24 protein-coding genes are annotated in these 23,160 nt (G+C 66.3%); 7 read left to right on the plus strand and 17 right to left on the minus strand.

Annotated elements, in window-relative coordinates; genetic code table 11:
* Positions 1–66 precede the first annotated feature (66 nt).
* Genes IE224_RS01185 through IE224_RS01195 form a run of 3 tightly spaced genes read right to left on the minus strand, consistent with a single transcriptional unit; the run spans position 67 to position 3,776 of the window.
* Complete coding sequence (locus IE224_RS01185; protein WP_167622101.1) at positions 67–360, minus strand: RNA-binding S4 domain-containing protein; 294 nt, start codon at positions 358–360, stop codon at positions 67–69.
* Positions 357–3,284, minus strand: coding sequence for a helicase-related protein (locus tag IE224_RS01190; protein ID WP_229849190.1), 2,928 nt, complete (start codon positions 3,282–3,284; stop codon positions 357–359). The genes IE224_RS01185 and IE224_RS01190 overlap by 4 nt, the downstream gene beginning before the upstream one ends.
* 3 nt (positions 3,285–3,287) lie before the next feature.
* Positions 3,288–3,776, minus strand: a complete 489-nt coding sequence (locus IE224_RS01195; protein ID WP_229849191.1) for a tetratricopeptide repeat protein — start codon at positions 3,774–3,776, stop codon at positions 3,288–3,290.
* Between the two features lie 167 nt (positions 3,777–3,943).
* On the opposite strand from IE224_RS01195, the gene IE224_RS01200 reads away from it, so the two are divergent.
* Together IE224_RS01200 and IE224_RS01205 are read left to right on the plus strand one after the other, a co-directional pair.
* The gene (locus IE224_RS01200; protein ID WP_167622103.1) at positions 3,944–4,228 is read left to right on the plus strand and encodes an SCP2 sterol-binding domain-containing protein; all 285 of its coding nucleotides are present in this window, start codon (positions 3,944–3,946) and stop codon (positions 4,226–4,228) included.
* 7 nt (positions 4,229–4,235) lie between these two features.
* The gene (locus tag IE224_RS01205) at positions 4,236–5,183 is read left to right on the plus strand and encodes an alpha/beta fold hydrolase (RefSeq protein ID WP_191307338.1); all 948 of its coding nucleotides are present in this window, start codon (positions 4,236–4,238) and stop codon (positions 5,181–5,183) included.
* Here the strand turns inward: IE224_RS01205 and IE224_RS01210 are convergent.
* The 7 genes from IE224_RS01210 to IE224_RS01240 all read right to left on the minus strand — a co-directional run bounded on the left by IE224_RS01210 (position 5,180) and on the right by IE224_RS01240 (position 11,077).
* On the minus strand, positions 5,180–6,121 hold the full coding sequence (locus IE224_RS01210) for a hemolysin family protein (RefSeq protein WP_191307340.1): 942 nt from the start codon (positions 6,119–6,121) through the stop codon (positions 5,180–5,182). The genes IE224_RS01205 and IE224_RS01210 overlap by 4 nt on opposite strands.
* A complete protein-coding gene (ybeY, locus tag IE224_RS01215) occupies positions 6,121–6,615 on the minus strand; it encodes an rRNA maturation RNase YbeY (protein WP_191307341.1) in 495 nt (164 codons plus the stop codon). The genes IE224_RS01210 and ybeY overlap by 1 nt, the downstream gene beginning before the upstream one ends.
* Complete coding sequence (locus tag IE224_RS01220; RefSeq protein ID WP_229849192.1) at positions 6,608–7,684, minus strand: PhoH family protein; 1,077 nt, start codon at positions 7,682–7,684, stop codon at positions 6,608–6,610. The genes ybeY and IE224_RS01220 overlap by 8 nt, the downstream gene beginning before the upstream one ends.
* Positions 7,685–7,757: 73 nt before the next feature.
* Positions 7,758–8,480: an ABC transporter ATP-binding protein gene (locus IE224_RS01225; protein WP_191307342.1), complete on the minus strand. Its 723-nt coding sequence runs from the start codon at positions 8,478–8,480 to the stop codon at positions 7,758–7,760.
* Complete coding sequence (locus IE224_RS01230) at positions 8,477–9,202, minus strand: MlaE family ABC transporter permease (protein ID WP_191307666.1); 726 nt, start codon at positions 9,200–9,202, stop codon at positions 8,477–8,479. The genes IE224_RS01225 and IE224_RS01230 overlap by 4 nt, the downstream gene beginning before the upstream one ends.
* A 35-nt stretch (positions 9,203–9,237) precedes the next feature.
* A complete protein-coding gene (gene alr / locus IE224_RS01235; protein WP_191307344.1) occupies positions 9,238–10,254 on the minus strand; it encodes an alanine racemase in 1,017 nt (338 codons plus the stop codon).
* A gap of 61 nt (positions 10,255–10,315) precedes the next feature.
* Positions 10,316–11,077: an NAD kinase gene (locus IE224_RS01240; RefSeq protein ID WP_191307346.1), complete on the minus strand. Its 762-nt coding sequence runs from the start codon at positions 11,075–11,077 to the stop codon at positions 10,316–10,318.
* Between the two features lie 167 nt (positions 11,078–11,244).
* On the opposite strand from IE224_RS01240, the gene glyA reads away from it, so the two are divergent.
* The gene (gene glyA, locus IE224_RS01245) at positions 11,245–12,540 is read left to right on the plus strand and encodes a serine hydroxymethyltransferase (RefSeq protein WP_191307348.1); all 1,296 of its coding nucleotides are present in this window, start codon (positions 11,245–11,247) and stop codon (positions 12,538–12,540) included.
* Between the two features lie 52 nt (positions 12,541–12,592).
* Here glyA and IE224_RS01250 read toward each other — a convergent pair whose 3' ends face one another.
* Positions 12,593–13,501: a DMT family transporter gene (locus tag IE224_RS01250; protein ID WP_229849193.1), complete on the minus strand. Its 909-nt coding sequence runs from the start codon at positions 13,499–13,501 to the stop codon at positions 12,593–12,595.
* Positions 13,502–13,539: 38 nt separating this feature from the next.
* Positions 13,540–14,133, minus strand: coding sequence for a LysE/ArgO family amino acid transporter (locus tag IE224_RS01255; RefSeq protein ID WP_191307351.1), 594 nt, complete (start codon positions 14,131–14,133; stop codon positions 13,540–13,542).
* An 81-nt stretch (positions 14,134–14,214) separates the two neighbouring features.
* Between IE224_RS01255 and IE224_RS01260 the strand changes: the two genes are divergently transcribed.
* Entirely contained in the window at positions 14,215–15,075 is an 861-nt protein-coding gene (locus IE224_RS01260; protein ID WP_191307353.1) for a LysR family transcriptional regulator ArgP, read from the plus strand.
* 70 nt (positions 15,076–15,145) lie between these two features.
* Here the strand turns inward: IE224_RS01260 and IE224_RS01265 are convergent, their stop codons facing one another.
* The 4 genes from IE224_RS01265 to IE224_RS01280 form a co-directional block, all read right to left on the minus strand.
* Entirely contained in the window at positions 15,146–15,889 is a 744-nt protein-coding gene (locus tag IE224_RS01265) for a YebC/PmpR family DNA-binding transcriptional regulator (protein ID WP_167622115.1), read from the minus strand.
* Positions 15,890–16,038: 149 nt separating this feature from the next.
* Entirely contained in the window at positions 16,039–16,260 is a 222-nt protein-coding gene (locus tag IE224_RS01270; RefSeq protein WP_191307355.1) for a hypothetical protein, read from the minus strand.
* Positions 16,261–16,389: 129 nt separating this feature from the next.
* Positions 16,390–18,168 (minus strand): SLC13 family permease, encoded by a 1,779-nt coding sequence (locus IE224_RS01275; RefSeq protein WP_191307357.1) that lies wholly within the window; start codon positions 18,166–18,168, stop codon positions 16,390–16,392.
* Between the two features lie 91 nt (positions 18,169–18,259).
* The gene (locus IE224_RS01280) at positions 18,260–19,075 is read right to left on the minus strand and encodes a TIGR00282 family metallophosphoesterase (RefSeq protein ID WP_191307359.1); all 816 of its coding nucleotides are present in this window, start codon (positions 19,073–19,075) and stop codon (positions 18,260–18,262) included.
* A 97-nt stretch (positions 19,076–19,172) separates the two neighbouring features.
* On the opposite strand from IE224_RS01280, the gene IE224_RS01285 reads away from it, so the two are divergent.
* The 3 genes from IE224_RS01285 to IE224_RS01295 are packed head-to-tail and all read left to right on the plus strand — an operon-like array spanning position 19,173 to position 22,217.
* Positions 19,173–19,976, plus strand: a complete 804-nt coding sequence (locus tag IE224_RS01285) for a 2-dehydro-3-deoxygalactonokinase (protein ID WP_191307361.1) — start codon at positions 19,173–19,175, stop codon at positions 19,974–19,976.
* Between the two features lie 59 nt (positions 19,977–20,035).
* Positions 20,036–21,445, plus strand: coding sequence for a dihydrolipoyl dehydrogenase (locus IE224_RS01290; RefSeq protein WP_191307363.1), 1,410 nt, complete (start codon positions 20,036–20,038; stop codon positions 21,443–21,445).
* Between the two features lies 1 nt (position 21,446).
* Positions 21,447–22,217 (plus strand): hypothetical protein, encoded by a 771-nt coding sequence (locus IE224_RS01295; protein WP_191307365.1) that lies wholly within the window; start codon positions 21,447–21,449, stop codon positions 22,215–22,217.
* On the opposite strand, the gene IE224_RS01300 is transcribed toward IE224_RS01295, so the two are convergent.
* A complete protein-coding gene (locus tag IE224_RS01300) occupies positions 22,214–23,077 on the minus strand; it encodes an NAD(P)-dependent oxidoreductase (RefSeq protein WP_191307367.1) in 864 nt (287 codons plus the stop codon). The genes IE224_RS01295 and IE224_RS01300 overlap by 4 nt on opposite strands.
* Positions 23,078–23,160: the final 83 nt, after the last annotated feature.

Genomic DNA, 23,160 nt, shown 5'->3' on the forward strand with positions numbered 1-23,160 from the left:
TGAAAAGACCGCCGTTTCGGGTCGGGGCCTTGGGCGCAAACCCTGTCCCGCCAAGCGGGCCCCCGGCTAGACCCCGGTTCCGCCACCCTCTGCGTCAAGGTCGTGGTAAAGGCCCTGCGCTTCGGTCGCGGGGCCGCGCCGCTGACCCAAGGCCGTCACCTCAAGTGCGCGGATCTGCCCATGGGCCGAGACGGTGACCCGGTCACCCGGCCGGACCAGCTTGCCGGGCTTCTTGCAGGACTGGTCGTTCACCCGGACCCCGCCGGCCTCGATCCGTTCGACGGCAATCGCGCGGGACTTGAAGACCCGCGCGAAGAAAAGCCACTTGTCCAGGCGCAGCGCGCCGGCGTCTTCCGTCACTTCTTGTCCTTGAGCGCCGCCAGGATCGCGAAGGGGCTGTCCGGATCTGCCTTCTTCTCGGGACGCGAGGAGAAGGTAGCTGGCTTGTTGTGCTGCGGCTTGCCGCCCTTCTTGAAGCCGTCCTTGCCACGAGGCTTGCCACCTTCGCCGTGACCGCGATCCTCGCGGCGTTCCCGGTTCGGGCGGCCGCCCTCGGGGCGGTCCTGACGTTCGGCGCGTTCGGGCCGGTCAGCGCGCGGCTCGCGCGGGGCATCGGATGCGTTGTCGCGGCGCGGACCGCCGCGCCTGCCCTGCCCTTCGCCCTGCGGGCGGCGGTTCTGCCGAGGCTTGGGCGCCCAGCGGAAGGTGTAGAAGACCTCCATCTCGGGCGCGGCTTCCTCGACGGGTTCGCCTGCGGCCTGGGCCTCGGCGCGGCGCTTCTCGGCCTGCTCGGCCTCCCAGCGGGCGCGAGTCTCGGCCGCAAGGACGCTTTCCTCCTCGGTCATAGGGGCGTCCGAGGTCGCATCCGCCTCGGTGACGGGCGCTGCGGCCACAGGCTCGGCCGCCTTGACCTTGGCACGCTCGCCACGTTCGGCCGCATAGCCCAGGCCGTCCATGAGGCGAGAGAACTGTTCCAGCGTCATGCCCGTGATCGACAGCATGTCGGGATTGGCCTCGAAGCCGCCGCGCGTGTCCTGCGTGCGCAGCAGGTCGGCCAGCCGTTCCAGCATGTCGATGCGGATGGCGCGTTCACCGGCGGGACGATAGCCCGACAGCGTGTAATGCTGTTCCGGCACGTCAGCAATATGCGGGATCGTGACCAGGCCGGGGGGCGGGCTTTCGGGAAAGGTGTCCAGACCCTCGGCCAGGGACCACAGGACCAGCCGCAGCCGGGTCGGCGCGGGCTTCAGAAGCGCAGGCATGAAGATCGTGAACTGACCGAAGCGGACACCATGCTTGCGCAACGCGCCGCGCGCGTCCTGGTCCAGTTCCTTGACCTCGTGCGCCACGCCATCCCGCGGCAGGATGCCCAGCGATTCGACCAGCCGGAAGGCGAAGCCGCGGGCAAGGCCAGTCAGGGCTTCGTCCTTCTGCAGGGTCAGCAGGGGTTCGAACAGCGCCGCGACCTTGCGGTCGATGAAATGCTGCAGCCGGCGCTTCACCTTCTCGGCTATCTCGGGGCCGGCTTCCTCGTCCACAAAGACCTCGACGCCCGGATGCAGCGCATCAGACCCGCGCACCAGCTTGCCGACGGCAGAGCTGCCCCACATCAGGCCACCCTGTTCGGTATAGTCCAGTTCGGTATCGGGCGCGTTATAGAACCGGTCCGCCCGCAGGTGGAACTCGGGGCGCAGCGCCTCGTAGCTGGCGCGGTTCAGCATCCGTGCCTCGTCGGCCGATCCGGTCTGGTCGGGGCGGAAGCGGAAACCTTCCAGACGGCCGGCGAATTCGCCCTCGACCGTCACTTCGCCCTTATCGTTCACTTCGGCCACAAGGCTCTCCTTCTGCTTGAGCCGGCGCAGCAGCACCGAGGTGCGCCGGTCCACAAATCGTTGGGTCAGCGCCGCGTGCAGCGCGTCTGACAAGCGGTCTTCTACCGCGCGCGTCTCGCCGCGCCAATGGCTTTCGTCCTGAACCCAGCCAGATCTCTGCGCCACATAGGTCCAGGTGCGGATATAAGCCAGCCGTTTTGAAATGGCATCTATGTCGCCATGCGTCCGGTCGATCCGCTTGATCGCATTCCCCAGCCAGTCCGACGGGATCGCGCCATCCTGCAGGAATCCGAAGATTCGCGCCAGCAAGCTGGTATGTTCGGCAGGCGAGATGCCGCGGAAGTCGGGAACGCGACACACGTCCCACAAAAGCCGCACATCCTGCCCGCCCTGGACGCGGTCGCGGATTTCGGGGATCTCGCGCAGGGTCTTCAATGCCTGCACGTCATCCGCATCCCGCCCCTTGCCCAGCAGGGCATGGCCGGACGGCGCTTCCAGGCTTTCGACCAGCCTGTCCATCGTGCCGAACTGCAGATCGGTGTTGCGCCAGGTCAGCCGCTGGATAGGGGCAAAGCGGTGGTTCTCGATCGCGTCGATCAGGCCTTCGTCCAGAATACCGGCTTCTCCGGTCACGCCGAAGGTGCCGGATTCGGTGTGCCGCCCTGCCCGGCCCGCGATCTGGCCCATCTCGTGCGGGAACAGCGGGCGGACGCGGCGGCCGTCGAACTTGTGCGTGGCGCTGAATGCCACATGCCGGATGTCGAGGTTCAGGCCCATGCCGATCGCATCGGTGGCAACGAGGTAATCCACCTCTCCGGCCTGATACATCGCCACCTGGGCGTTTCGGGTGCGGGGCGACAGCGCGCCCATCACCACCGCGCAGCCGCCCTTCTGCCGCCGGATCAGTTCGGCCATGGCATAGACGTCATCGACGGAAAACCCGACGATGGCCGACCGCGCGGGCATCCGCGACAGCTTCTTGGACCCTGACCAGGACAGTTGCGACAGCCGGTCGCGCCGCTGGAACTGGACGCCCGGAATCAGGGAGGCAATGGCGGGGCGCATCGTGTCGCTGCCCAGGAACAGCGTCTCGTGCAGGCCCCGCATCTTCAGCAGGCGGTCGGTGAAGACATGGCCGCGTTCGGGATCGGCGCAAAGCTGGATCTCGTCGATGGCCACGAAATCGGCGGCAATGTCGGGCATCGCCTCGGTCGTGGCGACCCAGTATTGCACCCGTTCGGGGACGATCCGCTCTTCCCCGGTCACAAGGGCCACGACCGAAGGCCCCCGCGCCTTGACGATCCGGTCATAGACCTCTCGTGCAAGCAGGCGCAGCGGCAGGCCGATGACGCCGGTGCGGTGCGCCAGCATCCGCTCGATCGCGTAATGCGTTTTCCCGGTGTTGGTCGGGCCAAGGATGGCCGTCACGCGGCCGCGTTCATCAATTGTCATGGGCTAGATATCGGTGCCGTCCTGCTGGCGTTCCAGACGCGCCGCGCCATCAATCGCCTCTTGCTGGTGGGGATGGATGGTCAGGCTTCGGCGATAGGCCCCAAGCGCGCGGTCAGTATCGCCCGTTTCCTCCAGCATCATGGCCAGTTGGGTCATGGCCTGGAAATGGCGGGGTTCCAGTTGCAGCGTCCGCGCAAGATCCTGCAAGGCTGGCCCGAACTGGCCAAGGGCCGCATAGGCTGCGGCGCGGGTATAGAAGCCGTTGGCGAAGTCAGGCGCATGGTCCGTCAACGCGGTCAGATGGCCCACTGCCGCCTGCGGATCGCCTTCGTCCAGCGCACGCTCTCCTCGTTGCAACAGCAGGTCCATCGCGGCCGATCCCGATTTCGACCACTCGCGCAGGATATCCGATTCGGCGATGCGCCAGCCCTCGCCCGCCGGATCGGCAAGGCGGCGGAACAACTCGTCCATGTCGGGCCGTTCCTGCCCCATGGCCGCCCCTGCTGCCAGAAAGGCGGCAGGGATAAGGAAAAGCGTAATTATTCGGTGGCAGATTGCCGCGACGACATTATGGAAAATGTGGCGGACGGGGCGCATATGAAGGATGTTAACCAGCCCGCACCCCGGGCGCCAGCCCACCTGAAACGAAAGAGCTGAAAATGAGCAAAGTTGTGAACGCCGCCGTCGAGAAACTGAACGAGAAGATCGGCAGCTTCGGCTCGACCGCGAAATTCGTGATCGAGGATGAGGGTGCGATCATGATCGACGAAAATGGCGTCCGCGCAGGCGACGAAGAGGCCGAGGTGACCCTGTTCGCCAGCCGCGACACCTTTGAGGGCATCATGAACGGCAGCGTGAACCCTGCCACCGCCTTCATGACCGGCAAGCTGAAGATCGACGGCTCGATGGGCGTTGCGATGCAACTGGGCCAGGCCCTGTCCTGATCCAGTCGTGGCCACGCGGCAGGCCCCCTTCAGGCAGTTGCCGGGCGACCCCCTTCGCCCCGCAGAGGCCTTTTGGGCGCAGGCTGACGACGGCATAAGCTTGCGGCTGGCCCATTGGCCTGCCGCGACCGCCAGCCGGGGCAGCATCCTGCTGTTTCCCGGCCGCACCGAATATATCGAGAAATATGCGCGCATTGCCGTTGCGCTGACCCAGTCGGGCTATGATGTGATCGCGATCGACTGGCGCGGACAGGGATTGTCGGCACGTTTGCAGCAGAATGCCCGGTTGGGCCATGTGGCGCAATTTTCCGATTATCAGCGCGACGTGGCACAGATGGCCGAAGCCGCTACAGACCGGAACCTGCCGCGACCCTGGCACCTGCTGGCCCATTCGATGGGCGGCTGCATCGGGCTGGCGGCGCTGCTGGAAGGCCTGCCGGTCGCCTCGGCCGCCTTTTCTGCACCCATGTGGGGGATCAACCTGCGGCAGATGCCGCACGGCATTGCGGTTGGAATGGCCTATCTTGCCGGCCGGCTGGGCCGTGGCGGACAGTTGGCCCCCGGCAGCGGCGCGCTTGGAACCTATGTGCTGGATGAATCCTTCAGCGCCAATCTTCTGACGGAAGATGCGGCTGAATGGTGCCAGATGGTGCGCGAGGCTGCGGCCTGGCCCGACATGACGCTGGGCGGGGCCAGCTTCGACTGGGTGGGCAAGGCGCTGAACGAATGCCTGCGCCTGTCCAGGATCCCCTCTCCCGACCTGCCCGCCCTTGTCAGCCTGGGGACTGAAGAACGGATCGTCTCTCCTGCGGCCATCCGTGACCGCATGTCCCACTGGCCGCGCGGCACCCTGGTCGAGATGGCTGGCGCGCGACACGAGGTGATGATGTGCAGTCCCGAACGCCGGACCGCCTTCCTGTCGGCGGTCCTGGAACTGTTCGGCGAACAGGCCTAGCCTTCGTCGACGGCGTCCTGCGGGATGTGGATCGGCGTGACCTTGTCGGCCGAGGCCGCAGCAGGCAGCCGCAAACGCAGTTTCTTGATCCGCCGCTGATCGGCGTCCACCACCTCGAACTCGGCGCCCGAGCCATGGGGGATGATCTCTCCCTGCGCGGGCAGGTGGCCCGCCAACACGAAGACCAGCCCGCCAAGGGTGTCCACATCCTCGTCATCTTCGGGGATGGCAAGGGCCAGGCCGGTCTCGGCCTCCACATCTGACAAAGGCGCGCGGGCCTGGATCAGCCACTGGCCTGGCTTTTCCAGCAGCCAGAGGCTGCCCTCGGCCTCGTCATGCTCGTCCTCGATCTCTCCGATGACCTGCTCGATCAGGTCTTCGATGGTGACCAGGCCATCCACCCCGCCATATTCGTCGATGACCAAGGCCATGTGGATGCGCTTCTGCTGCATCTGCTGCAGCAGCACGCCGATGGACATTGACGGCGGGACGTAAAGCAGCGGGCGCAGCATCGGGCGCAGTTGGAAATCGCCGCCCTGCCCGAAGCCGTGCTTCAACGCCAGGTCCTTGAGGTGGATCATGCCCAAGGGGCTGTCCATCGTCTCGCCATAAATCGGCAGGCGCGAAAAGCCGTGTTCGCGGAACAGGCCGACCAGGTCGTCCAGGCTGCTCGTCTCGGGGGCAGCCACCATCTCGGCCTTGGGGACGGCAACGTCCTCGACCCGCATCCGCCGCAAGTTCACCATGCCGGGCGCGACCTGCGCCGGGGCGCGGTCGTCTGCGTCCGCATCATCGTCCCCGCCCGTCAGGGCGTCGAAGAAGCGCCCCAGGAAACCCCGCGCGGCGGGAAGATCCCGTCCCTCCCCTCCGACACCGTCGGCGGCACTGGCCGCGTCGGCACCAAGGGGCGGGGCGGGTAATCGAGACTCGGAGTTCATCAGACCTTCTCTTGATAAGGGTCGGGAATATTCAGCCGCGCCAGGATCGAACGCTCGGCGGCTTCCATTGTTTCCGCATCTGCGTCGTTCATGTGGTCATAGCCCAGAAGATGCAGCGTCGCGTGGACCAGCAGGTGGGTCACGTGGTCCGCCACCGGCTTGCCCTGCGCCGCGGCCTCGGCCAGGCAGGTGTCATAGGCGATGGCGATGTCGCCCAGTTCCTCCTCGTCCGGCAGGTCGGGCGTGGCTCCGGGTTCATGGGGAAGATGCTCGACCGAGGGCCAGGACAGTACGTTGGTCGCGCGGGGCTTGCCGCGGAAATCCGCATTCAGGCTTGCAATGCGACCGTCGTCGCAGCCCATCACGACAACTTCGCCGCCGATGCCGTGCCAGGTCAGCGCGGCCGCGACGGCGCGTTCCGCCAGGGCCTCAAGCCCCAGTGTTTCCCATCGGTCATCCTCAATGACGCAATCGGTGGATATGTCGTCAGGCATCGCCTCGCATTGCCCGGCGGGGTGCGTATTGTCCGCGCGGTCCCTCTGATTCGCCACGCGCCAGGGCGGCGGCATCCTCGGTGTCATACGCCTCGATGATGCGGGCGACAAGCGGGTGGCGCACGACATCCTTGGCGGTGAAATAGCTGAAGCTGATCCCCTTGACCCCGTCCAGGATGCGTTCGGCATCGACAAGGCCAGACTGTATCCCGCGCGGCAGGTCGATCTGGGTGCGGTCGCCGGTCACGACCATGCGCGACCCCTCGCCCAGGCGGGTCAGGAACATCTTCATCTGCATGGTGGTGGCGTTCTGCGCCTCGTCCAGAACGACAAAGGCATTGGCCAGCGTGCGCCCGCGCATGAAGGCCAGGGGCGCGATCTCGATCCGCTTTTCCTCCATCAGCTTCTGCATCTGCTTGGCGGGAAGAAAGTCGTTCAGCGCGTCGTAAAGCGGCTGCATGTAGGGATCGACCTTCTCCTTCATGTCACCGGGCAGAAAGCCCAGCCGTTCGCCCGCCTCGACGGCCGGGCGGGACAGGATGATCTTGTCGACATGCCCGCCGATCAGCATCGTGACGCCGACCGCGACCGCCAGATAGGTCTTGCCGGTGCCCGCCGGGCCGATGCCGAAGGCCAGTTCGTTCTGGAACAGCGACCGGACATAGGCCTTTTGCGCATCCGTGCGCGGCTCGATGGATTTCTTGCGGGTGCGCAATTCGTAATCGCCGGCCGCGAACATCTCGAGCTGTTCGGCGGGGGTCGCAGGGACCGAGCCTTCGACACCCATGCGCAACGCAGCCTCGATTTCGGCAAGCGAAACGGGGCGGCCCTGTTCCAGCCGCGCATAGAGCCCGCGCAGCAGCAGCGCGGCCTCGGCCTGGGCCTCGGGCGTGCCGACGACTGCCAGCTGGTTGCCCCGGCGCAGGATGTGGACGCCAAGCGCCTCCTCGATGCGGGCAAGGTGGCGGTCGTTCGCGCCGCACAGGTCGATCAGCAGCCGGTTGTCGGGAAGTTCCAGCAGGGTTTCGTTCGAAGGTGTCGCGACGGGGGGCGTAGGCGTAAGGCCCAAATCTCTCTCCTGCTCAGGTCGTGCTATTCATGGTGGCGATCCGAAGGGATTCGCACAAGGTCATGTTGCAGATTCATGTGGCATTAATGTCACAGGTCCGGCCCAGGAACTCGGCCAGTGGGGGTGCGGAATCCATCGCGGCAACTGCCCCGTCCCAGGCGATCCGTCCGTCCTGCAGCAACGCCACCCGGTCGCCGATGGCCCGGACCGAGTCCATGTCATGAGTAATCGTGATCGCTGTCGCCCCTGTCTCGGTCACTATACCCCGGATCAGGTCGTTGATCCTGCGCGCCCGGATCGGGTCCAGTCCGGTTGTCGGTTCGTCGAAGAAGATCACCGAGGGATCGTCCGCGATGGCACGGGCCAGCCCCGCCCGCTTGGCCATTCCGCCCGAAAGCTCCGCGGGCATCAGGTCCGCCGTTTCCGGCCCCAGACCGACCCGCGCCAGCTTTTCCACGGCGATGGCACGGGCCTTGCGGTCGGGCATCCGCTGGCGCAGGCGGAAGGCCACGTTCTGCCAGACGGTCAGGCTGTCGAACAGCGCCGCACCCTGGAACAGCATCCCGAAGCGGGCCAGGAAGTCCGGGCGCGCGGCACGGTCCAGCGGGCGACCCTGCCAGAGGATCTGCCCCACGTCAGGCACGGCCAGGCCCAGGATGCACTTGAGCAGCACCGACTTGCCGGTGCCGGACTGGCCGATCACGCACAGGCTTTCGCCCTGCCCCACCGTCAGGTCCACGCCGGCCAGGACCGGTTTACCGCCGAAGGATTTGCGCAATCCGGTGACCTGGATCATTCGAAGAACAGCCCCGTCAGGATGAAATTGGCCGCCAGGATGCCCACGGCCGCGGCAACGACGGCGGATTTCGTGGCTCGTCCCACGCCCGCCGCGCCGCGACCGGAATGGATGCCGAACCAGCAGCCGGACACTGCGACGATCAGACCGAAGACGGCGCCCTTCAGCAGTCCGGACACCACGTCCCATCGTTCCAGATAAGCCGCGCTGTTGGACAGATAAGCGGCCGAGTTGAAGCCAAGCGACTGGGTGCCGACCAGCCAGCCGCCCATGATGCCGATGATGTCCCCGACCGCGACAAGTGCGGGAACAGTCAGCATCGCGGCCCACAGGCGGGGGGTCACCAGCCATTGCATCGGATCGGTCGACAGGGTCACAAGCGCGTCGATCTGTTCCGTCACCTTCATCGTGCCGATTTCCGCCGCGATGCTGCTGGCGACGCGGGCCGCGACCATCAGCCCGCCAAGAACCGGCCCAAGTTCCCGGACCATGCCAATGGCAACGATGGCGGGAACGACATCGCTGGCCTGGAAGCGTGCGCCGCCTGAATGGATCTGCAGGGCAAGCGCCGCGCCGGTGAACAGCGCCGTCAGCCCCACAACCGGCAGGGACAGCCAGCCGATCTGCACCAATTGCGCCGCAAACCCGCGCATGTGGAAGGGCCGCAGCCGGAACAGCCCGCGCAGCGTGAACAGCGCAACGGCGCCGATGCCGCGCGTCATGGACAGCGTGGCGCGACCGATCAGGCGGACTGGGTTCACCGATAGGCCCGGTTGTAGCGATGACCAAGCGAGGTCAGGATCTCATACCCGATGGTCCCGGCATATTCCGCAAGCCTATCAAACGATTGCGCCGGACATATCAGGTCAAGCGTCAAGGGCACCTGCGCAAGATCAGTGACATCAGCCGTGATCAGGTCCATCGACACGCGGCCAACGATGGGGCAAGGCGCGTCGCCGGCATAAAGGCTTGCGCCCTTCGAGGAGATCGCGCGCAGAATGCCATCGGCATAGCCCGCCGCGACCGTGGCGATGCGGCGGGGCGCGTCGGCGGTCCAGGTCGCGCTGTAGCCGACGAACTCGCCCGGCTGGACGCTGCGCGTCTGGATCACCGGCAGCGACAGGCGCACCACCGGCTGCGCATCGGCAAAGGGCAGCGCGCCGTAAAGACCGATGCCCGGGCGCACCATGTCGAAGTGGTAATCCGGCCCCAGCAGGATCCCCCCGGTCGCGGACAGGGACCGCGGCACGTCGCAGCCATCCGTCATCTGGCGAAAAACGGTCAGCTGTGCGGCATTGGCAGGATGATCGGGTTCGTCCGCGCAAGCCAGGTGCGACATGATGAAGTCGGGCTTGGCGGCCAGAGCCTCGGCCTTGATCGCAGCCCAGTCGGCGGGTTCCAGCCCCAGGCGGTTCATGCCCGTATCAAGTTGGATCGCGAAGGGCTTGCCCGGCCGCATCGTCCGGTCGCGGAAGAACTGCTCGAGGCTGTTCAAGACCGGGACGAGGCCCGTCAGGTCCGCGCCTTCCATATGCCCCGACAGGACGTTGATGCGGGCATCGGTCGGCAGATGCGGGCGCAGGGCACGGCCTTCGCCGGCCAAGGCCACGAAAAAGTCGCGGGTGCCGGCTTCGTAAAGCGCGGTCGCGACGCGGGCCGCCCCCAGGCCATAGGCGTCGGCCTTGACCACGGCTGCAGCGCGGGCGCCAGGGGCCTTGGCGGCAAGCGCCTTCCAGTTGGCGACGATGGCGTGCAGGTCGATATGCAGGGTCATGGCAGGCGTCCCGTTCAGCTTGGCGTCTTCAACCAGATATCCACCCGGGCTTCCACCAGTTTCAGACGAATTGCTCTCTCAGCAGGCGTTCATCCAAACCGTGGCCGTTGTCGAACAGCAATCGGTGGCGCACGTCTCCGGCGCTGCGGATGTGGACCCGCACCACATGGCGGACCGACCGCGAATCCGCGTCCGCCATGACCGGTCGGCGATCGGGGGTCAGCACCTCGACCTCGACCTCGGCGCCCTTGGGCAGAAGCGCGCCGCGCCAACGACGAGGACGGAAGGGGGCAATGGCCGTCAGGGCCAGAACCTCGGAATTGATAGGAAGAATAGGACCATGCGCGGAATAGTTATACGCCGTCGAGCCTGCGGGCGTGGCAATCAGCGCCCCGTCGCAGACCAGTTCCTCCATCCGCATCCGCCCATCCACGTGGATGCGCAGCTTTGCGGCCTGCGGACCCTCGCGCAACATGCTGACCTCGTTGATGGCCAGCATTTCATGGACGGATCCATCAGCGCGGAAAGCCCGCATCCGCAAGGGATTGATGACGGTTTCCTCGGCTGCGGCCAACCGTTCGACCAGCCCGTCCTCGGCAAAGCCGTTCATCAGGAAGCCGACCGTGCCCCGGTTCATGCCATAGACCGGCAGGTCGCGGTCCGTCAGCGCGTGCAGGGTCTGAAGCATGAAGCCGTCCCCGCCAAGCGCCACGACCACATCCGCGCGGTCCAGATCCACCGCCCCGTATCGCGCCGAAAGAACCGGCAGCGCCTGTTGCGCGATCTCGGCCTCGCTGGCCGTGAAGTGGATCTTCGGCGCCATGATGTCCCTGTCCCTTTGCCGGGAAGCATCGGACGGGGCATGAGCCATTGCAAGCCCCGTCGCCCCTGTCATGTCCTTCGTCGCATTTGTGACTTTCCGCACCGTCACCCATGGGATAAGAGGGCGCGGAAAAACCGCCCCTTGGCCTGTCGAAAGGACGCGAGACCATGAACGCCCCGACCCGCGAAACCGGATTCTTCACTGAAACGCTGGCCAACAGCGATCCCGACATCGCCAAGGCCATCACCCAGGAACTCGGCCGCCAGCGGGACGAGATCGAGCTGATCGCGTCCGAGAACATCGTGTCGAAGGCGGTGCTGGAAGCGCAGGGCTCGGTCCTGACGAACAAGTACGCCGAGGGCTATCCCGGCAAGCGCTATTACGGCGGCTGCCAGTATGTCGACGTCGTCGAAACACTGGCGATCGAGCGGGCGAAGAAGCTGTTCGGCTGCGACTTCGCCAACGTCCAGCCCAACAGCGGCAGCCAGATGAACCAGGCCGTGTTCCTGGCGCTGCTGCAGCCTGGGGACACCTTCATGGGCCTGGACCTGAATTCGGGCGGCCACCTGACCCATGGCAGCCCGGTGAACATGTCGGGCAAGTGGTTCAACGTCGTCAGCTATGGCGTGCGCCAGCAGGACCAGCTTCTGGACATGGAAGAAATCCGCCAGAAGGCCCTGGAAAACAAGCCCAAGCTGATCGTCGCGGGCGGCACGGCATACAGCCGCGTCTGGGACTGGGCTGCCTTCCGCAAGATCGCGGACGAGGTCGGCGCCTGGCTGATGGTGGACATGGCCCATATCGCGGGCCTGGTCGCCGGGGGCGTCCACCCCTCGCCCGTCCCGCACGCGCATGTCGTGACCACGACGACGCACAAGTCGCTGCGCGGCCCGCGCGGCGGCATGGTGCTGACCAACGATGCCGACATCGCGAAAAAGATCAACAGCGCGGTCTTCCCCGGCCTGCAGGGCGGCCCGCTGATGCATGTGATCGCCGCCAAGGCCGTGGCCTTCGGCGAGGCGCTGCAACCGTCCTTCAAGGCTTATGCCGCACAGGTCGTCGCGAACGCGCAGGCCATGGCGGACGAGCTGATGAAGGGCGGCATCGACATCGTGTCTGGGGGGACCGACAATCACCTCTGCCTGGCGGACCTGCGCCCGAAAGGCGTGACCGGCAAGGCGACCGAGGCTGCCCTGGGCCGCGCCCATATCACCTGCAACAAGAACGGCGTGCCCTTCGACCCGGAAAAGCCCTTCGTCACTTCGGGCATCCGCTTGGGCGCGCCCGCCGGCACCACCCGCGGTTTTGGCGAGGAAGAGTTCCGCCAGATTGCCCGCTGGATCGTCGAGGTCGTGGACGGCCTTGCCGCAAATGGCGAGGAAGGCAACACCGAGGTCGAGGCGAAGGTCAAGGCCGAGGTTGCCCAGCTTTGCGCGCGCTTCCCCCTGTATTCCGGAATGTGAGCATCTGAACCGGATGACCCCGCCGCGTCATGCGCGGCGGGGTTTTTCATGTCTATTCGGCAGCCGTCGCTGCCACTGTGGTTCTGGCCCGTGCCCGCAGTTGCGCCTCGCGCCAGGTGATATAGCAGATCGCCCCGATCATCAGCCCGCCGCCCAGGATCACCCAGCCGTCCAGCGGTTCGTGGAAGATGAAAACGCCGACAAGGCTGGCCCAGATCAGTTGCAGGAAGGTGACCGGCTGCGTCACCGTCATGGGTGCCACCGCGAAGGCGCGGGTCATGGCATAATGGCCAGCCGTCCCGAAGGCCGCCACCAGACCCAGCCATGCGACCTGACCCCAGGTCGGCGGCACCCAGACCGCCCAAGCGATGGGGGCAAGCCCGATCGAGACGGTCAGCGACATCATCGCGACCACGACTGCGGGCGCGACATGCTGGGTGATCCGCTTGGCAACCAGATAAGACCCGCCGAAGGCCAGCGAGGCCAGCACCTGCGAAAGGTGCCCCGGATCCAGTTCACGCAGCCCCGGCCGCAGCACGATCAGCGCGCCCACGACGGCCACGCCCACGGCCGCGATCCGCCGTGCGGCCAACCGTTCGCCCATGAACAGCGCCGCGCCGATCGTGACGACGATGGGATTGAGAAAGCCGATGGCCGTCACCTCGGCCACAGTGATGCGGGACATGGCATAGAACCAGGCGATCACTGCCACGACATGCAGCGCGCCCCGCAGCGTCAGCAGCCGCCAGACATGGGGTGAAAAGCCTGTCCGCAGCGCCGGGACCAGCAGCGGCGCCAGGAAGACCAGCCCGAACAGAAAGCGGATAAAGGCGGCCTGCGGGGCGGGCACCGCGCCCTCCAGCCCGCGCACGATGCCGTTCACGGCGACAAAGCAGAAGCCCGTCACAAGCATCCATCCGATTCCCGCAAGATCGCGGCGCGTTTGCGTATCCATTTGCATGACGTGCAGTTGGACCGCTTTGCCGGGACGGCGCAAGGTCAATTCAGGATCAGCGCCAGGGCGATTGACCACATCAGGACACCGATGCCCAGTTCTAGGATCTGCCATGCGCGGGGCCGGGCGAAGACCGGCGCCAGTAGCCGCGCGCCATAGCCCAGCGTGAAGAAGAACAGGAACGACCCCGTCATGGCGCCAAGGCCGAAGGCCCCGGGATCGGGCCATTGCGCTGATACCGTGCCTAGCAGAACGACCGTATCCAGCCAGACATGGGGGTTCAGCCAGGTCAGCGCCGAGATCACCGCCAATGTCCGGCCCAGGGTGGCGCGGTTCCCTTCGGGCCGCAGAGCCTCGCCCCCCTGCCAGGCCGCACGGAACGACCGCGCGCCATACCAGATCAGGAAGGCCGCCCCTGCCCACCGCATCGCCTCGGCCAGCACGGGGGCTGCCGAAAGGACCCGTGACATGCCTGTGACCCCCAGCAGGATCAGTGCCGCATCCGACAGGGCGCAGAACAGGCAGACCCAGAAGACATGGTGCCGCATCAGTCCCTGCTTCAGGACAAAGGCGTTCTGCGCGCCGATGGCGACGATCAGCGAAAGTCCGGTTCCCAGACCGGCGACATAGGACATCATGGCGGCACCTCCGGCCTGCCCTGTCGCATGACGGACGCAACAGCTAAAGTGAATTTGCCTTATCCTGATGAAGCGTCGCTAATGCTGGACTATCCTGCCCTTGCCGCCCTGGCCGAGGTTATCCGCCGGGGCTCTTTCGACGCCGCTGCCGCTGCTCTTGGCGTAACGCCGTCCGCCATATCGCAGCGCATCCGCGTGCTGGAGGATCGTCTCGGGCGTGTCCTGATCGACCGCGGCCCTCCGCTAAGGTCCACGCCCGAGGGGCTTCGGCTTGCCGCCCATCTCGACCAGGTGCTGCTGCTGGAAAGCGGCTTGGCCGAGGCGCCCGCGGAAAGGCCGGTGCTGCGCCTGGCGGTGAATGCGGACAGCCTCGCGACCTGGGTCATGCCCGCCCTGGCCGCCGCGCCCGGGCTGGTGGACCTGATCATCGACGACCAGGACCATGCGCTTGGCTGGCTCCGCGGCGGAATCGTCGTGGCGGCGATCACCAGCGACGACCGACCCGTCCCCGGTTGCGACAGCCTGCGACTGGGGGCGATGCGCTATCGCGCGACGGCCAGTCCCGATTTCGTTTCGCAGCACTTCGGCCACGGCGTCACCCCGGAAGGTCTCGCCAAGGCCCCGTCCCTTTCCTTCAACAGCAAGGACGCGCTGCAGAACCGTTGGGCGCAGGAACTGACCGGGCAACGCCCGACGCTGCCGATGCACCGCATCCCCGTCTCGCAGGCTTTTGCCGACGCCGCACGGTTGGGTCTGGGCTGGGGCATGAATCCGGAATTGCTGGTCCGCCGCGACCTGGCGGAGGGGCGGCTTGTGGACCTTGCGCCCGATCTGCCGCTGGACGTGCCGCTTTTCTGGCAGTTCAGCCGCATGACCGGCGCAATGCTGGCACCCTTGACCAATGCCATCAGGAAAGCTGCGCGCGCCGCACTGCTGCCCTGACCCGCCTTCATCTTGGAGAAATATCCTGGGGGCGCGGGGGCTGGCCCCCGCCACCGCACCGGAAAGCCCCTTACAGTTGCGCGGCAACCGCCTCGGTCAGGTCGAAATTGCCGGTGACGTTCTGCACGTCGTCGTCATCCTCAAGCGTGTCGATCAGCTTCATCAGCTTCTGCGCGGTTTCCACGTCGCTGATCTCGGTCGGGGATTGCGGCTTCCAGATCAGCTTCGCGGTTTCGGATTCACCCAACGAGGCTTCAAGCGCGGTCGAAACCTCGTTCAACGCGGTATCGGCGCAATAGATCCAGTGGCCTTCCTCGTCGGTTTCCACGTCATCCGCACCCGCCTCGATCGCGGCCAGCATGACCGTATCGGCGTCGCCCGCCGACAGCGGATACATGATCTCGCCCACGCGGTCGAACATGAAGCTGACCGACCCGCTTTGGCCCAGATCGCCGCCTGCCTTTGTGAAATAGCTGCGCACGTTCGATGCGGTGCGGTTGCGGTTGTCGGTCATTGCCTCGACCACAAGGGCGATCCCGTTCGGGCCGTAGCCCTCGTACCGGATTTCCTCGTAGTTCTCGGCATCGCCGCCCTGTGACTTCTTGATCGCGCGGTCGATCACGTCCTTGGGGACCGAGTTCGACTTGGCTTCCTTGACCGCCAGGCGCAGGCGCGGGTTCTTGTCGGGATCAGGATCGCCCATCTTGGCGGCGACGGTGATTTCCTTTGACATCTTGGAAAACAGCTTCGCCCGGATCTTGTCCTGCCGCCCCTTGCGATGCTGGATATTGGCCCATTTGGAATGGCCTGCCATGGTCGGTGGTCCTTCGCATTTTCTGACATTTCAGGTCTGCGCCGCTTTTAGTCCAGCCCGCCCGCCTCTCGCAAGACACGCCGCGCCAAAAGCACAAGCGCCCGGACCCTTGCGGGGCGGGCGCTGCCATGAAGATCAATCGGCGTGGTTCAGACTGCGGCCGAGATGCCCAGGATGCGGCGGACTTCACCATCGCGGGTCAGGCCGCGGGCCGCCAGTTGCGCATCGCTTTGCGTGTTCAGCCGCTCGAGCTGGCGCACCTTGGGCGAGGCTTCGGCGATCAGCACCAGGAACCGCCCGATGGCGAGAAACGGAGCCGCCAGAGATCCCCAGGAAAGACCGCGCGGTGCGTCGATGGTCGTGTTGGCCATGTGGAAACCCTTTCGTGCAACACAAAATGTTTCCTCCCTGCCCAATCATATCGCCGCCCTGCCCCCGCTTCTCAACCGCCAATGCCGCATGGCAGCGTTGCATCGGGGACAGGCCGGGTTAACCGGACATTAAAGCGGCCAGAACAGCGGGATCACCAGACAGGCCACCACGCCGCAGATGATGTCCAGCGGCACCCCCACCCGGACGAAATCGCTGAAGCGATAGCCGCCCGGACCGTAAACCATCATGTGCGTCTGATAGCCGATGGGCGTTGCAAAGGCGACCGTGGCCGAGAACATCACAGCCACCACATAGGCGCGCGGGTCATGGTCCAGGGACTGCGCCAGCGCGATCGCAATGGGCGTCAGCAGCACCGCCACCGCATTGTTGGACAGCAGTTCCGTCATCACGAGGCCAAGGAAATAGATCGCGATCAAGGTTGCGAAGGGCGGCATGTCGCGCAGCCAGGGGGTGACGAAATCGACGATCAGGCCGACAGACCCGGTATGCTCCAAGGCCTCGCCCACGGCCAGCATGGCGAAGATCATCGCCATCAGCCGCGCGTCGACAAAGGAAAAGGCTTCCTCGGCGTCGATGCAGCGGGTCAGCAGGATCACGGCCGAGGCCAGGAAGGACAGCACCATGATGGGCGCCACGTCCAAGGCCGCAAGCGTCACCACGGACAGCAGGCACAGGATCGCGATGGGCGCCTTTTCCCGGCGATAGGCCCTGACAGAAGGGCGCGAGACATCGACAAGCCCCATATCCGCGGCCAGTCGCGCGATATCCTCGGGCGCGCCCTCGACCAGCAGCGTGTCGCCCACGCGCACCACAAGGTCGTCCAGTTGCCGTCCTAGGTTCTGGTCGCGCCTGTGCGCGGCCAGGACATAGATGCCATAGCGACGCCGCAGGCGCATGTCCCCCAGTCGACGCCCGATCAGCAGCGCGCCCGGCGAGATCAGCACCTCGACCGTGTCCGTGGCGACGGAACTCAGCTTGTCCACGACCTGCAGGTTCTTGTTGCCCAGCAGTTCCAGCAGGTTGACCATCTCGGACCGCAGCACCACGCGGTCGCCGGGCTCCAGCACCACCTCGGCCAGGGCGCGGCGCAGCGACGCATCGCCCCGCAAGACGTCGATCAGGCGCACGCCTTCGCGCTTGAACAAGGCCACGTCGACGGCCCGCTGGCCGACCAGGCTGGAATCTTGGGGAACGGCCAGTTCGGTGAAGTACTTCATCTCGCGCCGCGTGCCCAGGAAACCGGCCAGCGATGTCCGGTCCGGCAGCAGTTTCTTGCCCAGCAAGGCAAAATAGGCGATCCCCGCCAGGGTGATCGCGATGCCCACCGGGGCGATCTCGAAGATCGTGAAGGGGGCCATGCCCTGTTCGCGCGCCACCCCATCGACCAGCAGGTTGGTCGAGGTTCCGATCAGCGTGATCATCCCGCCCATGAGGGTGAAGTAACTCAGCGGCATCAACAGCTTGGACGGCGCTATCTTCATCCGGCTGGCCAGTTGGATGCAGATGGGGATCATCACGGCCACGACCGGCGTGTTGTTCATCACCGCCGATGCGACGATCACGAAGCCGAACAGCGCGCAAACCGTCATGGCGGGATTGCTGGACGCGCGCGAGGTCACGATCCGCGACATCATGTCCAGGGCGCCCGTCCGCAGAAGCCCGCCCATGATCAAGAACATGAAGGCGATGGTCCAGGGGGCCGAGTTCGACAGCACGCCCGCCGCGTCATCAACCGGCAGCAGTCCAAGAACCAGCATGGTCGCGGCGGAACCGATGGCAACGACCTCGGGCGGCTGCTTTTCGCGGATGAACTGGATGAAGGTGATCGTGACGATGACCAGCATTGCGATCGACGCATTGGTCCCGGTCAGTTCAAATCCAAGCATGAAGCCCCTGTGCGTGGGCGCCGGTCAGCGGCGGTCGTCGGGGGGTGATAGAATTGTTTTCCCCCCTGCCGCAAGCAAAAGCGGAAATATGCTATGCCGGATGGGTCTGCGACAGCCTGCCGCCGTCGCGCACCGGCTCGACCGCCGTGGCAAGACCGGTGCGGTCGTCGGTGACGACAAGGGTGCCCGACAGCGTGGCCTCGCCCTCGGCCGGGGTGAAGCGGTCGCGGCCCATGCCGGTGATGAAGCGGCGCAGGGGTTCGGCCTTGTCCATGCCGATCACGCTGTCGTAGTCGCCGCACATCCCCGCATCCGACTGATAGGCGGTGCCGCGCGACAGGATCTGCGCATCCGACGTCGGCACATGGGTATGGGTGCCTACAACCGCACTGGCCCGCCCGTCGCAGAAATGACCGGTCGCCATCTTCTCGCTGGTGGCCTCGGCGTGGATATCGACAAGGCAGGCCTGGATCATTCCCCCCGGCGGATGGGCGCGAAGAACGGCATCCAGGGCCGAGAACGGGTCGTCATAGGGACGCGACATGAAGACCTGCCCCAAGGCCTGCGTGACCAGCAGCTTGCGGCCCCGTGCGTCGCTGACGATGGTGCTGCCCCTGCCAGGTGCCTCTTTCGCGAAGTTCAGCGGGCGGACGATCCGGGGTTCGCGGTCGATGAAGGCCATCATGTCCTTCTGGTCGAACGCATGATCGCCCAGCGTCAGGCAGTCTGCGCCGGATTCCAGCAGCAACTGCGCATGGCCCGCCGTGCAGCCGCGGCCGCCGCTGGCGTTTTCCGCGTTCACCACGACAAGGTCGGCCTTCAGCCGCGCCCGCAAGGGTGCCAGCCGCTCGACAATCGCGCGCCGCCCGGCCCGCCCCATCACATCGCCAAGAAAGAGTATCCGCATAAGCGGTCGTTACGCCCAAGCCGCCCCCGCTTCAAGCGTCGTCTCTGGACAGGGGCGCAGCGGCCGACCATTTTGGCCACAGCAGAGAGAGGCATTCATGCAACAGGACTGGGCAGCGGCGGAACTGGCAGGCGGCGAATTGCGGCTGCGCCTTGGGGACGAGGTGCTTGCCGTCCCCTGTGGCGATGATCCTGCCGGGGCGCTTTGCACGCTTCTGCTGCCTCGTCTGTCGCTTGGACAGGCCGTGACGGTGGTGGCGACAGGCTGGCCGGGCATGGCACCCATCGCCGTGCCCTGCCCCATCCCCAGGCCCGCCACCGCCCTGCGCCTTGATCCCCGGATCAGCCTGCACCCAGTGCCGGGCCTGATGCAGGACCGGCCCGTCGACCTGATCCAGGCGCAAGTCCTCCTGGTCGCGGGCCATCTGGCCGAAGATCCCGATTTCGACGGCATCCTGTGCCTGCCGGGGCGGCAGACTGCCTGGGCGCAGGTCAGCGCTCAGGAAATCGTCAGCTTCCGAAGCTTCCTGACGGCAGAGATACTGTCGACGCTTTCCCACGATCCTGAAGCAGCCGTAACCGCCGGTTTCGACGACGCCGTGTCACAGGCCATGTCGCGCCCGGCGGCGCTTGCGGCTGAACTGTCCTCGGTCCGCGCGGGACTGGGGCTTGGCCGGCTGGACGGGCCACAGGCGGCGGACCGCCTTGCGGGCCTGTTGATCGGGGCCGAACTTGCAGCCGCGCGACCCTGGTGGCTGGGTCAGAACGTGGTGGTGATAGCGGGTGGCTGGCTTGCCGACCGTTATCTGCGCGCGCTTGCGGCCCAAGGGGTCGCAGTGGCGCAGGCAGACCCGGCCCAAGCCCTGCAAAGGGGGATCAGGACCATGCTGTCCCCCGCCTGAACCAGACGGAACCGCTGGGGCGGGCTGTTGTTCTGTTGCCGAAACAGCAGGAGAATGGAATGAACACCACCGCGCCCGACCTGTCCTGCGACGTGGCCATCATAGGCGCGGGAACCGCAGGCCTAGCGGCCGAACGCGCCGCACGGGGGGCAGGCGCCACAACCCTGCTGATCGACGACGGCTTTGCCGGGACATTGTGCGCCAACACGGGATGCATGCCGTCAAAGCTGCTGATTGCCGCGGCGCGCGCCCATGCGGATCTGGACAGGGCCCGGATGATGGGCATCGACATCCCCGCCGCCCGCGTCGTTGGCCGCAGGGTGATGCAGCGCTTGCGGGCCGAACGCGACCGCTTCGTGGGGGCGACAAAGGCCAGCCTTGCCGACATGCCCGACGGGATCTGCATCGACAGCCGCGCGCAGTTTATCGCGCCCGATCGGCTGAGGCTGGCAGATGGCCGGACCGTCGCGGCAAGGGCGGTGGTCATTGCGACCGGGGCGCGGCCCGTAATTCCCGAGCCCTATCGCGACCTAGGCCCGCGCGTGCTGACCAACGAGACCGTCTTCGAGCTTGAGGATCTGCCGCAAAGCATGGCGGTGGTCGGGGCAGGTCCGCTGGGCGCGGAACTGGCCCAGGCATTTGCCAGGCTGGGGGTCCGCGTCGCCCTGTTCGACGAAGGCGACCGGCTGGCCAAGATCCGCTGCGACAAGGTGCATTCGGCCTTCCGCGACCTTTACGCCCGCGACGTGGCCCTGCACCTGGGCGGTGCGCCGACACCGTCGAAGGGGGATCGGGGGATCCGCCTCGAATGGGACGGCGGTGCCGAGGATTTCGATCATGTTCTGGTGGCCACGGGCCGGGCGCCTGCGCTTGACGGATTGGCCCTTGAGGCGGCAGGACTTGAGCTTGACGACAAGGGCGTGCCACGCTTCGATCGCAACACCATGCAATGCGGCGGCAAGCCGATCTTCATCGCCGGCGATGCGGATGCCGACGCGCCGGTTCTGCACGAGGCTTCGCTGGAAGGGGCCATCGCCGGACGGAACGCCGCTCGCTTTCCCGATATCGCCCCGGCGGAACGCCCGCCCCTGTTCACGATCACCTTCACCGACCCGCCGCTGGCCGCGATCGGCATTGCGCCGGACAAGGACGAGATTGCCGGTTTTGCGGATTACGGCGATCAAGGCCGGGCCAAGGTCGAAGGAAAGCCGGGCGGGCTGATGCGCATCGGCGCCGATGCGCAGGGCCGGCTGGTCGGGGCGGATCTGGCCGTTCCGGGCGCCGAACATCTGGCGCATCTGCTTGTGGCAACGATCATGAACGGCGGCACCGCGCGCGACCTTCTGGACATCCCCTTCTATCACCCCACGCTCGAGGAAGGAATGAAGCCGGCCCTGCGCGCGATCTGCAAGGCCGCTGGCCTGGATCCATCCCCGACCCGCGACAGCGGCAACCCGCCGGGGGCATGACATGAGCGAACGCTTCCTGGACCTGGGCAACGGCTTCTGGAACATCCGCGGCAACCTGCGGATCGGCGGTGTGCTGAACGTCGGGACACATTGTTCGCTGGTGCGTCTGTCCTCGGGCGGCTTCGCCTTTCTGGACAGCTACAGCCTGGACGACGATACGGCAGCGCAGGTCATGGCGATCACCGACCAGGGTCGCGCCGTCCGCGCGATCCTGAACCTGCATCCGTTCCACACGCTGCATTGCGGGCCGATGCACCGCATGTTCCCGCAGGCCCGGTTGTTCGGGTCGCAACGCCATCACCGGAAATGGCCCGACCTGCCCTGGCGGCCCCAGCCCGTCGAAGCACCCGAGGTCGCAGGACAGTTTCCCGATCTTCGCTTCTCGCTTCCCGACGGGATCGACTATATCTGCCAGAATGAACGGGTCCATGCCGGATCCCTGCTGGCCTACCACCCCGCCAGCGGCAGCCTGCACGTCGACGACACGCTGAACGTCCTGCCCCTGCCTGGCCTTCTGCGCCGCCTGACGGGGATGCCCCAGGTCACGTTCCACCCGACCCTGGGCCAGGCCTTGCAAGACAGGCCCGGTGCCGCGCGGGATTTTCGGGACTGGGCGCTGCGCATCGCGGGGGACTGGGCCGAGGCGAAAACGGTCTGCGCTGCCCATTCGGCGACCCTGCCGGTCCGGCCCGGCAGCTTTGCCGACCATATCCGCAAGGCCCTCCGCCGCGTCGAAAAGGCCCTGGATCGGTTCGAGGAGAAGCGCCGCTAGCCGAGCCGGGCGATCAGCGAGGACGTGTCCCACCGCCCCCCGCCCATGCGCTGCACGTCCTTGTAGAACTGGTCCACCAAGGCCGTGACCGGCAGCGAAGCCCCTACCTCGTCCGCGGCGGCAAGGCAGATCGCCAGATCCTTTCGCATCCAGTCCACGGCAAAGCCATGTTCGAACTGGCCCTGGTCCATCGTCTTGTGGCGGTTGGCCATCTGCCAGCTTCCGGCGGCGCCCTGGCTGATGACCTCGACCACCTTCTCGACCTCCAGGCCCGACTTCTTGGCGAAGGCCAGCGATTCGGAAAGCGCCTGGACCAGGCCCGCGATGGCGATCTGGTTGCACATCTTGGTGATCTGGCCCGCGCCGACCTCGCCCATCCGGCGGCAGATCCGGGCATAGGTTGCGATGACGGGGGCGGCAGCGTCGTAATCGGACGCGGATCCCCCGCACATCACCGAAAGCTGCCCGTTTTCGGCCCCCGCCTGCCCGCCCGACACGGGCGCATCGACATAGCCCAGCCCCAGCTGTTGCGCGGCCTGCGCCAGTTCCCGTGTCACGGCAGCCGACACGGTCGTGTGGTCGACGAAGATGGCACCCGGCCTCATTCCCGCGAAGGCGCCATCCGGCCCCAGGCAAACCTGGCGCAGGTCGTCGTCATTGCCGACGCAAGCCAGGACAAAATCCGCACCCTCGGCCGCCTCGCGCGGGGTCTGGGCACAGGTGCCGCCGTGCCGGTCCGCCCAGGCCTCGGCCTTGGCAAGGGTGCGGTTGAACACCGCGATATCATAACCCGCGGCCTTCAGGTGACCCGCCATCGGTCCGCCCATCACGCCCAGTCCCAGAAAAGCCAGCTTTGTCATTCGTCCCCCGATCCGTCGCGCAAGTTGAACTGACGCCCTGCCTGAATTATGCAGTACACCAGCATCCCGCTGCGCCGTGGTCA

This window comes from Paracoccus aerius (assembly GCF_014656455.1).
GTDB classification, from domain to species: Bacteria; Pseudomonadota; Alphaproteobacteria; order Rhodobacterales; family Rhodobacteraceae; genus Paracoccus; species Paracoccus aerius.

Excerpts from the sequence above, each read along its gene's own strand:
- IE224_RS01190 (WP_229849190.1), bottom strand. The coding sequence starts at position 3,284 with ATGACAATTGATGAACGCGGCCGCGTGACGGCCATCCTTGGCCCGACC.
- IE224_RS01195 (WP_229849191.1), bottom strand. The coding sequence starts at position 3,776 with ATGGGGCAGGAACGGCCCGACATGGACGAGTTGTTCCGCCGCCTTGCC.
- IE224_RS01200 (WP_167622103.1), top strand. The coding sequence starts at position 3,944 with ATGAGCAAAGTTGTGAACGCCGCCGTCGAGAAACTGAACGAGAAGATC.
- IE224_RS01210 (WP_191307340.1), bottom strand. The coding sequence starts at position 6,121 with ATGAACTCCGAGTCTCGATTACCCGCCCCGCCCCTTGGTGCCGACGCG.
- ybeY (WP_191307341.1), bottom strand. The coding sequence starts at position 6,615 with ATGCCTGACGACATATCCACCGATTGCGTCATTGAGGATGACCGATGG.
- IE224_RS01225 (WP_191307342.1), bottom strand. The coding sequence starts at position 8,480 with ATGATCCAGGTCACCGGATTGCGCAAATCCTTCGGCGGTAAACCGGTC.
- IE224_RS01230 (WP_191307666.1), bottom strand. The coding sequence starts at position 9,202 with ATGACGCGCGGCATCGGCGCCGTTGCGCTGTTCACGCTGCGCGGGCTG.
- alr (WP_191307344.1), bottom strand. The coding sequence starts at position 10,254 with ATGACCCTGCATATCGACCTGCACGCCATCGTCGCCAACTGGAAGGCG.
- IE224_RS01240 (WP_191307346.1), bottom strand. The coding sequence starts at position 11,077 with ATGGCGCCGAAGATCCACTTCACGGCCAGCGAGGCCGAGATCGCGCAA.
- glyA (WP_191307348.1), top strand. The coding sequence starts at position 11,245 with ATGAACGCCCCGACCCGCGAAACCGGATTCTTCACTGAAACGCTGGCC.
- IE224_RS01250 (WP_229849193.1), bottom strand. The coding sequence starts at position 13,501 with ATGCAAATGGATACGCAAACGCGCCGCGATCTTGCGGGAATCGGATGG.
- IE224_RS01255 (WP_191307351.1), bottom strand. The coding sequence starts at position 14,133 with ATGATGTCCTATGTCGCCGGTCTGGGAACCGGACTTTCGCTGATCGTC.
- IE224_RS01260 (WP_191307353.1), top strand. The coding sequence starts at position 14,215 with ATGCTGGACTATCCTGCCCTTGCCGCCCTGGCCGAGGTTATCCGCCGG.
- IE224_RS01265 (WP_167622115.1), bottom strand. The coding sequence starts at position 15,889 with ATGGCAGGCCATTCCAAATGGGCCAATATCCAGCATCGCAAGGGGCGG.
- IE224_RS01270 (WP_191307355.1), bottom strand. The coding sequence starts at position 16,260 with ATGGCCAACACGACCATCGACGCACCGCGCGGTCTTTCCTGGGGATCT.
- IE224_RS01275 (WP_191307357.1), bottom strand. The coding sequence starts at position 18,168 with ATGCTTGGATTTGAACTGACCGGGACCAATGCGTCGATCGCAATGCTG.
- IE224_RS01280 (WP_191307359.1), bottom strand. The coding sequence starts at position 19,075 with ATGCGGATACTCTTTCTTGGCGATGTGATGGGGCGGGCCGGGCGGCGC.
- IE224_RS01285 (WP_191307361.1), top strand. The coding sequence starts at position 19,173 with ATGCAACAGGACTGGGCAGCGGCGGAACTGGCAGGCGGCGAATTGCGG.
- IE224_RS01290 (WP_191307363.1), top strand. The coding sequence starts at position 20,036 with ATGAACACCACCGCGCCCGACCTGTCCTGCGACGTGGCCATCATAGGC.
- IE224_RS01295 (WP_191307365.1), top strand. The coding sequence starts at position 21,447 with ATGAGCGAACGCTTCCTGGACCTGGGCAACGGCTTCTGGAACATCCGC.
- IE224_RS01300 (WP_191307367.1), bottom strand. The coding sequence starts at position 23,077 with ATGACAAAGCTGGCTTTTCTGGGACTGGGCGTGATGGGCGGACCGATG.